The organism is Acetobacterium malicum subsp. dehalogenans DSM 11527, assembly GCF_000472665.1.
GTDB lineage: Bacteria > Bacillota > Clostridia > Eubacteriales > Eubacteriaceae > Acetobacterium > Acetobacterium malicum.
On record NZ_AXAC01000017.1, the window covers coordinates 56,020 to 68,750 of the forward strand.

General features: G+C 42.5%; 14 protein-coding genes and 1 tRNA gene. All 15 read right to left on the minus strand.

Annotated elements, in window-relative coordinates; genetic code table 11:
• Positions 1-68: 68 nt before the first annotated feature.
• The 15 genes from nusG to cooS all read right to left on the minus strand — a co-directional run bounded on the left by nusG (position 69) and on the right by cooS (position 12,715).
• Positions 69-605, minus strand: coding sequence for a transcription termination/antitermination protein NusG (gene nusG / locus A3KS_RS0108230; RefSeq protein ID WP_026394520.1), 537 nt, complete (start codon positions 603-605; stop codon positions 69-71).
• Positions 606-618: 13 nt separating this feature from the next.
• A complete protein-coding gene (secE, locus tag A3KS_RS0108235) occupies positions 619-996 on the minus strand; it encodes a preprotein translocase subunit SecE (protein ID WP_026394521.1) in 378 nt (125 codons plus the stop codon).
• A gap of 18 nt (positions 997-1,014) precedes the next feature.
• Positions 1,015-1,164, minus strand: a complete 150-nt coding sequence (gene rpmG, locus A3KS_RS0108240; RefSeq protein ID WP_014355470.1) for a 50S ribosomal protein L33 — start codon at positions 1,162-1,164, stop codon at positions 1,015-1,017.
• A gap of 255 nt (positions 1,165-1,419) precedes the next feature.
• Positions 1,420-1,917: a GNAT family N-acetyltransferase gene (locus A3KS_RS0108245; protein ID WP_026394522.1), complete on the minus strand. Its 498-nt coding sequence runs from the start codon at positions 1,915-1,917 to the stop codon at positions 1,420-1,422.
• Positions 1,918-1,985: 68 nt separating this feature from the next.
• Positions 1,986-2,171: a hypothetical protein gene (locus A3KS_RS0108250; protein WP_026394523.1), complete on the minus strand. Its 186-nt coding sequence runs from the start codon at positions 2,169-2,171 to the stop codon at positions 1,986-1,988.
• Positions 2,172-2,349: 178 nt separating this feature from the next.
• Positions 2,350-2,426: transfer RNA gene (locus A3KS_RS0108255), tRNA-Arg, on the minus strand.
• Between the two features lie 144 nt (positions 2,427-2,570).
• Positions 2,571-3,404 (minus strand): M15 family metallopeptidase, encoded by an 834-nt coding sequence (locus A3KS_RS20585; RefSeq protein ID WP_051355748.1) that lies wholly within the window; start codon positions 3,402-3,404, stop codon positions 2,571-2,573.
• A 261-nt stretch (positions 3,405-3,665) separates the two neighbouring features.
• Positions 3,666-3,884, minus strand: a complete 219-nt coding sequence (locus tag A3KS_RS20590) for a DUF8180 domain-containing protein (protein ID WP_035355707.1) — start codon at positions 3,882-3,884, stop codon at positions 3,666-3,668.
• Entirely contained in the window at positions 3,885-4,307 is a 423-nt protein-coding gene (locus A3KS_RS0108270; RefSeq protein ID WP_026394524.1) for a DUF3842 family protein, read from the minus strand.
• A gap of 3 nt (positions 4,308-4,310) precedes the next feature.
• Positions 4,311-4,508, minus strand: a complete 198-nt coding sequence (locus tag A3KS_RS0108275) for a CooT family nickel-binding protein (RefSeq protein WP_026394525.1) — start codon at positions 4,506-4,508, stop codon at positions 4,311-4,313.
• 115 nt (positions 4,509-4,623) lie between these two features.
• The gene (gene acsB, locus A3KS_RS0108280; RefSeq protein ID WP_026394526.1) at positions 4,624-6,759 is read right to left on the minus strand and encodes an acetyl-CoA decarbonylase/synthase complex subunit alpha/beta; all 2,136 of its coding nucleotides are present in this window, start codon (positions 6,757-6,759) and stop codon (positions 4,624-4,626) included.
• Positions 6,760-6,936: 177 nt separating this feature from the next.
• On the minus strand, positions 6,937-7,572 hold the full coding sequence (locus A3KS_RS20595) for a DUF8180 domain-containing protein (protein ID WP_051355749.1): 636 nt from the start codon (positions 7,570-7,572) through the stop codon (positions 6,937-6,939).
• Positions 7,573-7,756: 184 nt separating this feature from the next.
• Positions 7,757-9,925: an acetyl-CoA decarbonylase/synthase complex subunit alpha/beta gene (gene acsB, locus A3KS_RS0108290; protein WP_026394527.1), complete on the minus strand. Its 2,169-nt coding sequence runs from the start codon at positions 9,923-9,925 to the stop codon at positions 7,757-7,759.
• Between the two features lie 79 nt (positions 9,926-10,004).
• A complete protein-coding gene (locus A3KS_RS0108295; protein ID WP_026394528.1) occupies positions 10,005-10,790 on the minus strand; it encodes an ATP-binding protein in 786 nt (261 codons plus the stop codon).
• 26 nt (positions 10,791-10,816) lie between these two features.
• Positions 10,817-12,715 carry an anaerobic carbon-monoxide dehydrogenase catalytic subunit gene (gene cooS, locus A3KS_RS0108300; protein ID WP_026394529.1) on the minus strand — a complete coding sequence of 633 codons (1,899 nt, stop codon included), beginning with the start codon at positions 12,713-12,715 and terminating at the stop codon, positions 10,817-10,819.
• Positions 12,716-12,731 lie beyond the last annotated feature (16 nt).

Below are 12,731 nucleotides of genomic sequence, written 5' to 3' on the forward strand. Positions count from 1 at the left end.
AACACCTCCTTCATTTTATTATAGTATTTTTTCTCCTAATGGAGTAGCATGAAGAATAGTTTTTTTCCTTAAGTGTTTATTTTTTCTATTTGTTCAAATCCCAGTTCAGCGAGGGTATCTCGTCCAAACATGGAAACATTGACCTTAACCTTTGATTTCTCGGCATGTACTTCTTCAATAATTCCTGTGAAACCTTCAAGTGGTCCTTCAATTACCTTCACTTCTTCACCAACGTGCATACTGATTTCCACACGCTGCTGACGAATGCCCATGCTCTTAAGTTCAGCCTTGGACAACGGAACAGGTTTTGAAGCAGGACCAACAAACCCGGTAACACCACGAGTATTTCGGACAACATACCATGAATCATCCGTCATGAACATTTTGATCATGACATAACCTGGAAATAGCTTCTTTTCTTTAACGACTTTTTTGCCGTTTTTGCTTTCCACTACTTCTTGTACGGGAACCTGAACCTCAAGGATCACGTCCTCCATATTTCTGTTTTCTACTGTGGCTTCAATGCTCGCTTTTACCTTATTCTCGTAACCGGAATAGGTATGTGCAACAAACCATTGGGCCTGTTCGTGTTGATTAGTATCCATGGTTCTCCCTTACCTAAATGTTCATAAATAACGCGGCAAGTGCACCTAATCCTGAATCAACAACCCAAACGAGCAAAGTGAATATCCCAACAATTCCAGCGACAACGCCGGATTTCTTAATCAATTCCTCTTTAGTCAACCAAGTAACTTTTCGCAGTTCATGATGTACGCCTTTTAAAAAGCCGATCATCTTTTGAAAAATATTTGGTTCCTTACTTTTTTCGCTTGACTTCTTTTGTGGTTTTTTCTCATTTTTTGCCGTTGATTGAGGCGTTTTCTTTTCCTCTTTTACCAGGTTTGCTGCCTTATCATCGGTTTTTTGCGCCTGTTGTTGGGTGTTTTCTTTTCCTTGTTTACTACTGGCATTTTTAGTTTTCTTATTAGTTGCCATGATATTCCTCTTTATCCATTATTTCGTTTCTTTATGTGGTGTATGCTTCTTGCAAAACTTGCAATATTTATCCACTTCTAAACGATCAGGGTTATTCTTCTTGTTTTTCATGGTATCGTAATTTCTTTGCTTGCATTCTGTACATGCTAAAGTAACTTTTACTCTCATTCCAGCACCTCCTACATCCTTATATCAACACCCGCAGGAACACGCAGGCACACGTTCCCTATTTTCATAGTCACTAACATAGAATACCACGAGAACCTTATTTTTGTCAATGAAAACATTGATAATTATCCGTGATTTTCTTTGTAACTGACCGACAGATTATTGTTGCTTTCGTCCAAATAAAAAAAGGCGTATAGCCTTTTGAACAACATTAAAATTATATCAGCAACGCTGGAAATAATCAAGCGGGATTTACTATTTTTCTATTTTTAATCCCCAATAATCACAGCCGATCGTTTTCCCGTCAATATCGACCGCATCCGGCATGTGGCCCCACAACCTGAAGCCATGCTTTTTAACCAGCTTGCGGCTGCTGAAATTGGTATCAAAAACAACTGCCACCAGATTTCGAAAACCAATTTCCCGGGCGGCCTCAATCGCCCGCTGCATCAACAGGGAACCAATGCCCTGGCGGTGAAAGCGACTGTCGAGGTAATAGCTGATCTCTGACGTAAAGCGGAATCCTTCCCGGCCAGCCCGAAACTCGGTGAGCGTCACCCAGCCCACCACGTAACCATCCACTTCGGCCACAAACATTGGGTGCCTGGGCGCCGAGTGATGAATAAACCAGTCTTTTCGCATCGCCATGGTCGCCGGTGAAAGCTGGGCGGTAAATTTTCGGGCGGCAATGGCCTCGTTTAAAATTTCCAATACCCGGGCATAATCTTTTTCTTCTACTAATCGTACGTTCAACTTAGTCAATTATCTCCTGTTAATTCACAATGTATCTTATTTTTGTTGTTACTTTACTGGTTCGCCGTCTATTTGCGACCTATTTTTCCAAACCAGGCAATCATCACCGTCGCAATAAAAATAATTGCAACCACACCTGCTGTTGTTATAATTGGTGAAAGGATCACACTAATCCAGGCAATAATGACTGGCGAAATCAATGCAAATAATAACAGAAGTCCGCAGACAATTAAATACTTCTTGTAATTTTCCATCATCATCTCCCTGACTAAAGATATTGCTTCAGCTTAATAACTCTATGAAGTATAAACCTTGTTGTTATACTTTGCAACAATTTAATATTATTTATTCAATTATTTACAAAACATTGCGTTTTGATTCCCACCGCAAATTCAGCCAATAAAAAAAACGGCCATCGCCGTCCATTTTAAATGGTGCACCCGAGAGGATTCGAACCTCCGGCACGCAGTTTAGGAAACTACTGCTCTATCCACCTGAGCTACGGGCGCACGAACTCTGCTTATTATATCAAACATTCATTTTTTTGAAAATAGTTTTTTTCGATACGCGCCTGATAAACCAGATAAAACCCATGTAAAAAGGATATCACTAAAGATATCCTTTGATATGACTTGTTTGTCTCGGAAAACAGCTTAGTTGGTACCATAGTATTCTTCCATGGTTTTGCCGCTGTTGTAAATCGCCGTCGCCACATCGACACCTAAATAGCGCAGATGCCAGGGTTCATAGGCATAACCGGTGATGTCGGTTTTACCCTGCGGATACCGGACAATAAACCCGTACTTATGAGCGTTTTCTTTGATGAACTGCCCTTCTGAGGTTGATCCAAAACTTTCCAGCAGATCAAAACCGACTGCCGCACTGGTTACATCCATGGCTAAGCCCAATTGGTGCTCGCTCATTCCCGGCCGGGCACTAACCAGCTCAGCGCCATCGACTCCATAGGTATCGACATTCCAGGCGTACAGTTCGGACTGGGTTTCATAAGAACGATAGCCGGAGCAGCAGTATAGTTCATGTCCGGCCCCCTCGGCCGCAGCAAACAGCTTTGTCAGTCCTTCAGCAGCAACGCTTCGCAACTGGGTATCCCGGGTCGATGGCAAATCAACCGTCACCAGATCGCCGGGCACATAACTGGCTGAGATACTGTGGTTCTTGTTCACCAGTGTTGTAATACTGTCGGTGCCGCCTGTATTTGCTGCTGTGGTGGCTTTTATTTCTTCCTTGCTTTCTGTTGCGGCTGGCTGTTCGGTTACAGCTGGTTGAGTGGTGGTCGCAGTATCCGTTTCTTTGGTCGTCATTGTCGTCTGTGCTGTTGGGGTCTGTGAATTCTTCGCGCTGTCAGCTTCTGTCTCGACTTCGTTGCGATGCCAAAAACCAATGGTTAAAACCACAATAATCAGAATCAGAATTGCTGCCAACCCGCCACATGCAATAATAAAACGCTTTTTATCTTTTATTCGCATTTTTAATAACCTTCTTTATCTTTGTCATAGCTTTATTATACACCATCTCGAAAAATCCACATATCTTTTTATAAAAAAATCCCGGGAAAAATTTTCATTTTTCCCGGAACTCATCATTCGCACCACGTCTTTATTAATGACCGTTCTTTTGCTGAACAGCTTCTTCAATAATACGAAAAAAAACAGAACAAAAAAGTCCTGCTTTCAAGCATGGGTTTTATTGATTTTATAAAGTACCGGTCTTAACAACGCCGCCAATCGTCAGAAGCGTAACTTCGCTTCCAGGATCTTCTTTTGCGCTTCCCGCATTTTATCAATTGCCATAAAAATTTCCTGGGATACATTATCTTTTGAAGTTCCCTTTAACTTTTCGGCCCACTCCCGATAACCTTCGATATGGTCGCCGGTGTGATTGATCCAATGGGCCAGAAACACCTTTAAAATATCTGCTTCCTTGTCCATATTTAATTTAGCATCCATCTAAACTTCTCCTAAATTAAGCTCTTTTTTAATCAAAGACACTGCTTCACGAATCTGGAGTAATAATGGTTTTTCTTCCAGTGAAACAATATGGTGATTTTCGGGCAGAATCGGAATATAGATTTTTAATCCATCACTATTGCCAATGGCTTCGACCATCTTCGGTGTGACTTCTCCCATCATCGAGTTTGGAATCGTCATCGCAATCGAACCGATAATGAAATCAGCTTTCTTAACAGTAACGGCAATCGCATTTTCGCCGGTAGCGCCCTTATTGGCTCCTTTTTTTAACATGGCCGCAGTGGCCAGAGCATTGGTTCCCAATCCATATATTTCAATATATGGCGGTATTTCATCTTTCAGAATACCAACAATTCGAGATCCAATGCCTCCTCCCATACCATCTAGCACTACAATGTTCATTGGCTAAACCGTTGTTCCTTCAATAATAATTTTGTGGTTAAGAAGTTTCACTTCTTTGAGTTTGCCTTGAACAATTTTTGTACCACCCAATAAGTCAGACAAGGTTAAGCTGCCATCGTCGTTTGGAACGATATCAACAACATAGTCCATTATCTTTGTTTCTCCTTCAGGAGTAAGCATATAAGCTGAAGATTCACACATGTTCTCAGTCTCCTTTCTTTTAATTGAGGCTATTTTAACACAGTCCGCCCCTTAACACAAGCTAAGGGGCGACTGCTTTTTATTATAACCGTTTATTCTTAATTTGGACCATAAACTACATAATCGGATCCATCGATAGGGCTGGATGACCCTTTGCTTCCAGGAACTCCAAAACTGCTTCGGAGTCAGTGGCAATGGTTTCGTCACAGACCATGTCAACAAAGTTTTCGATTCCGGTTAATTCGAATGCGGCTTTGTTTAACCGTTCCGCGACGTCGTCCTTTAATTCTTTTGGCATCCAGACAATTCGGGTTAAACCGCCTTCAGCTGACATGAATTTTTTAGAACCGATAAAGTGACGTCCATGACCCATAAAGCCCGGGGTCTGAACCCCGCCGCCAGTCATCGATGCCAATTCGCCAAACGTCATTCCCACTGGCGAAATTTCACTAAACTCACGGTTGACGATTACCACACCGTTTGCTTCTGGCATGATACCGCAGATACACTCGAAACAACCACAGGATGTCATCGGATCTTCCAGAATTGAATACAGGGTTACCCGTTCAACCGCCCCTTGCGATGCCGCTGCCACAGTTTTGTTAACAGCCTCCCAGATGCCAATTTTCGCATCTACTGCCTCACCTTTTTCGATTGGCTGAGATGGTCCGGCCGGGTCAAGTTCCTTGGTGGCTTTACTGTCCAACCAGGAAACCGCACCACATAAACCTAGACGTTCCGGTGTTACGACACAGACATGGCTCGGCGCAAAGGATTGGCAGAGGGTGCAGGTGTAGAAAGTATCGACACTTTCATCGGTCAGGGCATTTAAGCGTTCGTCTCGTTTAGCGTAGATTGGTTTTACCATTTCTTCTTCTAATCGTTCAACATCTTCCAAATTTGTATAAAGTGTAACCTGACATTTATCGACCACATTGTCAAAATCTGCCCGCATTTTAGCATAAAGAACTTCGCCGATATGTTTTAATCGGAAGCCTTTTTCATACGCTTCTTTCGTTAAGCGAATCCAGGCAATGTTTCGTTGGCCGACATGCATAGCACCGTCGATGTAGTTGGTAAAGTAATGTATGCGACGTTCGAGTACCGATTCAAAATCTTTTTGCATACTCTTGCCGGCAACTTCAACTAGTATTCCTAATGGTAAGCGAACCACATCGGCGCCATCAAATTGGGCATCGTCAATTTCTGGCCCTACGACGGTAATTTTATGGTCTTCTATTTCACTTAAATCAGCTTCTTTGACCAATTCCCAACATTTCGTTTTATTGCCGCCAAATTCAGCAAACATGGTATCTTTACGGACCCGTTCACCTTCAAAAGCGGAGGCCACAGAAACCGGGACATCGATTTTGGTCACTTTAATTTTAATTTCCCGGGCTTCTAACGAGAACTCGACGGTTTTGGCGTGATCAGCCTGAGTCATTAAGGCACCGGGTACTTCGGGCACTGGGACATCGGCGATGACCGGGAAGCCTAAAGCTATGGCCCCAGCGCCAACGGAGACAATCACTTCGTTCAGTTCGCCGAAGGTATTGACAAAAGCCGGTACCCGTTCTTTGGTGTAAGTTAAAAACTCTGCTAATTTACCCGGTTCGATGCCACCAAAAATCAGCGCGGCCCGAATTGCAACCGAGACCACATGGATCACCGAGGTTACTTCATGACCCAGGGGGATGACCCGATAGTCCAGTCCCATTTTCACACCGGCTTCTAAAGCTTGCTCGATAATATTACCAACCATAAAGGTTAGTAAACCTTTTTCCTGATAATCTTTGACTATCGCAGCCAATGCAGCTGGATCTGAAGATTCGCCTAATAGAACGGCAATCCCGGGGATATCGCCAGTTACCAATGGCACGCCCAAAGATCGAATGATGGGATCGGCGACAAAACCAATACCGGCATCGTTAGCATAGGGGTCGCCATCAAGATAACGGATCGCTTCAATAATTTCGGCGCCGACGGCAGTGGCCAGTCCCGCGTTTAAGGCTTCGCCCAAATCTTCTTTGTTGGTGATCAGACTTTTAAGAATTCCCACTGCTGCCGGCAGATCGCCCAGAGTTTTAATTTTAACCCCAGTTGCCGCATAAATGATCGGTAAAAAATAAGCTGTATCCGGGTAGCCGACCGTATGACCTTCGCCATATTTTTCAATGGCGTCATTGACTGCGCCTTCCGTTAATCCGGCAACCGCATTCGAACCAGCATAAATTAAATCTGTTAAACTCATAACAATTACACACTTCCTTTTCTAAAGAAATTCAATGCCTTCAGACATTGGTAAAATAACATTCACAGGCGGTTGGTTTATGTCAACCGCCCATCAATTTTATTTCTATTTTATGTAACGATTTACGAAACCTGCGTTCCAAGGTTATTATAACACTTGAAACGCAGATCCTTGTCATTAATTTAATTCTTTTTTTGCTTCAACCAAATGTTTATCGGCCTCACTCATCAGTGCGATCGCTTCAATCAGGGATTCGGCGACATCATTTTTACCCAGACGATTCATTTTTTCAACCCAGGTATTGTATTCCATGGCGTGATCCTGATTATGGGCAACCCAATGATCCAGCAACAAGCCTAAGATTTCGATATCTTTATTTTCGACATCGCCACCGTGACAGCAGCCAGCTCCATTTTTGCCATGATTCCCACAATGTCCGTGAGGGTGGGGATGTTCGTGACCGTGGGGATGAGCGTGGCCATGAGGGTGTTCGTGGCCATGACCATGTTCCTGTTCATCATGACCATGAGGATGTTCATGTTTATGGGGGTGGGGGTGGGCATGTTTGTGGGTATGATCATGTTCATGCGCTGCTTCATGGGTATGTTCACCGCCGTGTTCATGGTCATCGCTATGGGCATGACTATGGGTGTGGCCGTGTTCGTGATTGTGTTCATGGGCATGTTCATGTCCTTCTTCACTATCATGAGGATGGGCGTGTTGATGATCGTGACTTGTGGCTCCGCTATGAGGATGACCTTCTTCATGGTCGTGGTGTTCGCCATGACTGTGAAGCTCTTTATTGTTGCACATATTATTTCCTCCTGTTGTTCTAAATTTTGTTATGATTATAGCACTTTTTGCTTAATAAAACTATAGTTTATTTTGAATTATTCTAAACTGGTTTGACTTTTACATTTGTTTAGAAAAAAAGGCAGAACACGTCTGTGTTCTGCCTTCAGGCATGTTATTATTTTTGACTCAGGTCAAAAATTAATTACATAATTGGATCCATAGCTAATGCTGGATGTCCTTTTGATTCTAAGAATTCTAATACTGCTTCTGAATCACTGGCGATTGTTTCATCACAAACCATGTCTGCGAAGTTTTCAATACCGGTCATTTCAAATACAGCTTTATTTAAACGTTCTGCTACATCGTCTTTTAATTCTTTTGGCATCCAAACGATTCGAGATAAACCGCCTTCAGCTGACATGAATTTTTTAGAACCGATCAGGAATCGACCATGACCCATGAAGCCTGGAGTTTGAACCCCACCACCGGTCATAGAAGCCAATTCACCGAAAGTCATACCAACTGGTGAAGTATCACCGAACTCACGGTTTACAATAACAACACCGTTAGCTTCTGGCATAATACCACAGATACATTCGAAACAACCACAAGAAGTCATTGGATCTTCAAGGATAGAGTAAAGTGTAACTGATTCAACAGCACCTTGTGAATCTCTGGCAACTACTTCATTTACAGAATCCCAACGACCTAAACGTGCGTCGATAGCTTCACCTTTAACGATTGGTTGGTTTGGTCCCATTGGATCAAGTTCTTTAGTAGCTTTAGCATCCAACCAGGAAACAGCACCACAAAGACCTAAACGTTCTGGTGTTACAACACAAACGTGGCTAGGAGCAAATGATTGACATAATAAACAGGTGTAGAATTCATCAACACTTTCATCTGTCAGAGCGCCCAATCTTTCATCACGTTCAGCATAGATTGGTTTAACCATTTCTTCGCCAAGACGTTTTACATCTTCTGCATTAGTGTAGATGGTTACTTCACATTTATCAACAACTTTGTCAAAGTCAGAACGCATTTTTGCGTATAAAACTTCGCCGATATGTTTTAAACGGAAGCCTTTTTCAAATGCTTCTTTAGTTAAACGGATCCAGGCAATGTTTCTTTGGCCAACATGCATTGCACCTTCAATATAGTTTGTGAAGTAATGGATACGTCTTTCAAGTACAGTTTCAAAGTCTTTCTGCATTGCTTTACCAGCAACTTTAACAACAACACCCATTGGCAGACGAACAACGTCTTTGCCAGCGAACATCGCGTCGTCGATGTCAGGTCCAACCACGGTAATTTTGTGGTCTTCCATTTCGGCTAAATCGCCAGTTGTAACAAGTTCCCAACATTCAGTTTTGTTTCCGCCAAATTCAGCAAACATGGTATCTTTACGAACACGTTCACCTTCGAAAGCTGAAGAAACAGCAACTGGACAGTCAATTTCGGTAACTTTGATTTTGATGTTACGGGCTTCTAAAGAAGTGGCAACAACTTTGCTGTTATCTGGTTGGTGTAATAATAAGGTTGGTACTTCATTAATGAATGTTTCGGTAACAGCTGGGAAGCCCAATTCGATGGCAGCAGCACCAGCAGCGATAATTTTGTTATCCCATGGTCCAAATACGTTAACAAACGCTTTTACACGGTTTTTGGTATAAGTACGGTGAGCCAGGAAGTCGCCAGGAGGTGTCGCACCAAAGATTAAGCTGGCACGGATCGCAACCGATACAACGTGGATAACAGATTCGATTTCGTATCCCAAAGGAATAACACGAAGGTCAATACCCATTTTGATTTTTTGTTCAATAGCCTGGTCAATGACTTTACCAACCATGAAGGTTAATAAACCTTTGCCCTGGTAATCTTTTACGATTCCGGCTAAAGTTTCAGCATCTTTGGCTTCCCCAATAATAACGGCAACACCTGGGATGTCGTCAGTTACCAGTGGCACACCGAAGTTACGTACTTCAGCATCAGTAATATGGCCTAAGTAACGAACATCAGTTGTGTTTAAATCTTCTACGTGACGACCTTCATATGGAAGTTCTTCATACACATATTTAATTGCTTCAATAATTTCTGCACACATTGCAGCTGCAGTACCAGCATCTAAAGCGTCTTGCAGGTAATTGGTACGGTGAATTTTTTCTTTCGCCAGTGCCAATGCATCTTCCAGTTCACCTACATTGGTGATTTTTTTACCTGTGATTGCATAGATGCAAGGTAAAGCATAAGCAGTTCCTGGGAATTTCACTGGTGTTTCTTTTCCCTTTTCAGCAACGACTTTGGCAACCATTTCTTCAGCACGTTGAAGGTACTGGGCTTGACCGTCGTAAATAATATCAAAAAGATTCATATTCATATGGACTTTTTCCTCCTTAGATTCGTTCAATTAACATTAGATTTTTGTTGGTTTATCTTGCTTTCTAAATTATTTATTTCTTTTTTTCTTCGACAATCGCCAGAATTTTTTTGCCTAAAACAGCAATGTCTTCCTTCATGACCGGATCGTCATAGGGCGATTGATTGTTGCGATCAGATTCAGAGATGGCATCGCGGTAACTTAAGAAACCAATGATGTTTTCAGCTCCGATTTTTTCGGTAAGAAAGGCGATATCTCCGTCATTGCGGATTTTATTTCCAATAACATAAACCTGTTTGACACCGATATCCATTGCCATGGATTTAACCTTATGGAACGTCTGAATACTACGAACTCCCGGTTCGACAACAACAATAAAGGCATCGACTGCTCCGGCCGTACCTCGACCCAAATGCTCAATGCCAGCTTCCATGTCCATGATCACCACATCTTTTTGGTATAAAACCAGATGGCTCATTAACATCTTCAGCAAAACATGCTCTGGACAGACGCAACCGGATCCTCCGGTGTCGACGGTTCCCATCGTTAGAAGCTTGACCCCATTAAACTCTTTGGCATAACGCTCGGGAATATCAGCAACCTCCGGATTCATTCTAAACATTGATCCAAAAGAACCGGTATCGGCAGCTGTTCGCTCTTCTATCATGTCTTTCATTTCGGAAATGGGAACAATACTGTCAATCATTTCCTCGGTCATGCCCAAGGCAAGACCAAGATTGGCATCGGGATCAGCATCAACTGTTAATACATTATATCCTTCATCGGCAAAATATCGGCTTAAGCTTGCGGAGATGGTTGTTTTTCCAACCCCGCCTTTTCCTGTTAATGCTATCTTCATTTTATCACCTGTCTATCTTTTATTAATTAGATACCTAAAGCAGTTCGTTTCGCTTCCATGTCTTCCATGATTTTGTCAACCATAACGATTGGATCTTTTTCAAATACGAAATGTGCGCCGATAAATTCATGGCAATCTTCGGTCATTAATTTTGTAAAGTTAGGTCCACCTAAAACTGGTGGAATAACGCCCAGATAAGTATTGATACCAGAACCAACTACGTAGTTAGCGATAGCAACGGCTTTTTCTGACATCCATTCTGGTGCAATCCCAACAACTGGTAATAATGCAGGGTCAACGCCTCGTTGGTCAGCACATAAGTTTACAATATGCAGGATACGGCTGATATCTACACAAGAACCCATATGAAGAACTGGTGGAATGTTTACACGTTCGCAAACTTCTTTAAGACCACGACCACATTTGTCTTTTGCTTCTAATGTTAATAAACCAGCTTTGGCAGCGGCTTGAGCAGCACAACCGGTAACAACGCAGATGACGTCACGTTTGATCAGTTCTTCCATAACAGTAATATGAGCATAGTCATGTTGTTGTTTTGGATTATTACAACCAACTACACCAGCAGCACCACGGATAACGCCTGCATAGATAACATCGGTTAATGGTTTAACGGTTCCCAGTTCATCTTCTAATTGAGAGTTAACAACTGCATCTAAATGTTCGATAATGGTTTCTACTGAGTATCCAACCATGGTGTCTTGTTTGATATCTGGAATTTCTACTTTTGAAGCATCCCGATTTGAGAAGTTTTCGACTGCCAATTTAACAATTTCAGCTGCATTGTCTAAACCAGTTGCTTCTGAGAATTCGATGAAGATATCACCAGCGATTTTAGCTTTTGGTGAGGTACTAACAAATCGGGTATGATATGTTTTAGCAAGTTCTGGCAGTGCTGGGAAGATACATTGAACGTCAACGACAACGGCTTCAATCGCACCAGTAATGATTGCCATTTCCTGTTGGTAGAAGTTACCGGCAATTTTGATACCATGACGCATGGTCATTTCATTACCAGTACAACACATCCCAACGATGTTAATGCCTTTGGCACCTTTAGATTTAGCTAATTCGACCATTTCTGGGTTTTGAGCTGCTAGAACAACCATTTCGGAAAGGTTTGGATCATGACCATGAACCATGATGTTTACCATTTCAGCATCAATAACACCTAAGTTAGAAGATGAAGCACGAGCAGTTGGGGTACCATATAAGATATCAGAGAATTCGGTACCGATCATTGATCCGCCCCAACCATCTGACATGCTCGTTCTCATCCCACGTCGGAAAAGACTTTCGTAATCAGCTGCACAACCCATATGTGTTGAATGCATTAAAGTAGTTACTTCCATATCGATCGCACGTGGTGCAATGTTTTCTCTTGCCCAGACTTCCTGACGGGCTTTTGGAGCTCTTTTTAAGAAACGTTGGGTACCAAAAGGTTTTCCAAATTCTTCTAATGCCATTAATGCTAATTCGTGAGCCAGTGCATAGGTTTCTTTGGTGTCAGCATCAGCAATTTCCCATTCTGCTGCGATTCGTCGCAATTTAGCTTCGTCACGAACTTTGTAAGGACCTTCGGCTTTTGAATGATGTAATGCATGAACGATATCACGGGCATGATCTGAATGGGCAGAAGTTCCGGCGGCACACATTCTAGCGAAGTTTCTGGCTACAATTGTGTCAGCATTCGCTCCACAAATACCTCTTTCAGCACCTTTTCCAGGAACTGGACTAACTCGACATGGACCCATTGTACAAATTCTACAACATACCCCTGCTTCTCCAAAACCACATTGGGTTTTTTGGGCTGCACGACGATCCCACATTGTTTCTGCGCCATCTCTTTGAGCTTTCGCTAGAGATGCTTCAGCAATCTTATCATAATTCAAAACTTCATTGCTCATATTTTTTCTACCTCTC

What these genes read in the sequence shown, in the direction of transcription:
- nusG (WP_026394520.1), bottom strand. Translation starts at nt 605, where the DNA reads ATGGATACTAATCAACACGAACAGGCCCAATGGTTTGTTGCACATACC.
- secE (WP_026394521.1), bottom strand. Translation starts at nt 996, where the DNA reads ATGGCAACTAATAAGAAAACTAAAAATGCCAGTAGTAAACAAGGAAAA.
- rpmG (WP_014355470.1), bottom strand. Translation starts at nt 1,164, where the DNA reads ATGAGAGTAAAAGTTACTTTAGCATGTACAGAATGCAAGCAAAGAAAT.
- A3KS_RS0108250 (WP_026394523.1), bottom strand. Translation starts at nt 2,171, where the DNA reads ATGGAAAATTACAAGAAGTATTTAATTGTCTGCGGACTTCTGTTATTA.
- A3KS_RS20585 (WP_051355748.1), bottom strand. Translation starts at nt 3,404, where the DNA reads ATGCGAATAAAAGATAAAAAGCGTTTTATTATTGCATGTGGCGGGTTG.
- A3KS_RS20590 (WP_035355707.1), bottom strand. Translation starts at nt 3,884, where the DNA reads ATGGATGCTAAATTAAATATGGACAAGGAAGCAGATATTTTAAAGGTG.
- A3KS_RS0108270 (WP_026394524.1), bottom strand. Translation starts at nt 4,307, where the DNA reads ATGAACATTGTAGTGCTAGATGGTATGGGAGGAGGCATTGGATCTCGA.
- A3KS_RS0108275 (WP_026394525.1), bottom strand. Translation starts at nt 4,508, where the DNA reads ATGTGTGAATCTTCAGCTTATATGCTTACTCCTGAAGGAGAAACAAAG.
- acsB (WP_026394526.1), bottom strand. Translation starts at nt 6,759, where the DNA reads ATGAGTTTAACAGATTTAATTTATGCTGGTTCGAATGCGGTTGCCGGA.
- A3KS_RS20595 (WP_051355749.1), bottom strand. Translation starts at nt 7,572, where the DNA reads ATGTGCAACAATAAAGAGCTTCACAGTCATGGCGAACACCACGACCAT.
- acsB (WP_026394527.1), bottom strand. Translation starts at nt 9,925, where the DNA reads ATGAATCTTTTTGATATTATTTACGACGGTCAAGCCCAGTACCTTCAA.
- A3KS_RS0108295 (WP_026394528.1), bottom strand. Translation starts at nt 10,790, where the DNA reads ATGAAGATAGCATTAACAGGAAAAGGCGGGGTTGGAAAAACAACCATC.
- cooS (WP_026394529.1), bottom strand. Translation starts at nt 12,715, where the DNA reads ATGAGCAATGAAGTTTTGAATTATGATAAGATTGCTGAAGCATCTCTA.